The sequence below is a fragment of the Sphingobium sp. DC-2 genome (assembly GCF_000722555.1).
In the GTDB taxonomy this organism is placed as follows: Bacteria; Pseudomonadota; Alphaproteobacteria; order Sphingomonadales; family Sphingomonadaceae; genus Sphingobium; species Sphingobium quisquiliarum.
In genome coordinates, this window is record NZ_JNAC01000145.1 from 1 (window position 1) to 569 (window position 569).

General features: G+C 64.7%; 1 pseudogene. It reads left to right on the forward strand.

Going from position 1 to position 569, the window contains the following annotated elements:
• A pseudogene (locus ET21_RS0123120) lies at positions 1-569 on the forward strand (DDE-type integrase/transposase/recombinase); the annotation flags it as partial.

The window sequence follows — 569 nt, forward strand, 5'->3', positions numbered from 1 at the left end:
CAGGAGATGCTGTTCGACGCGCATGCGCGCGGCTTTGCTTTCTTCGGCGGGGTGCCAGGGCGCGGCATCTACGATAATATGAAGACGGCGGTGACGAGCGTGTTCACCGGCAAGGAACGGGTCTTCAACCGGCGGTTCCTGATCATGACCGCCCATTATATGATCGAGCCGACCGCCTGCTCACCTGCGGCGGGATGGGAGAAGGGGCAGGTCGAGAACCAGGTGCAGACGATCCGGGGTCGCTTCTTCCAGCCCCGGTTGCGGTTCGCCAGCCTCGAGGAGCTCAATGGCTGGCTGGAGGCCGAGTGTCGGCGCTGGGCGGAACGGCAGGCGCATCCTGAACAGGGCGAGCTAACCGTAGCGCAGGCGCTGGAGATCGAACGATCGGCACTGCAACCGATGTTGGGGCCGTTCGACGGCTTCAACGAGAGCGAGCATGCGGTGACGGGCACCTGCCTGATCAGCTTCGACCGCAACCGCTACTCGGTTCTCTCGACGATGGCGCGGCGCACGGTGCAGGTCCGTGCCTATGCCGACCGCATCATCGTGCGCTGCGGCGAGGAGGTTGT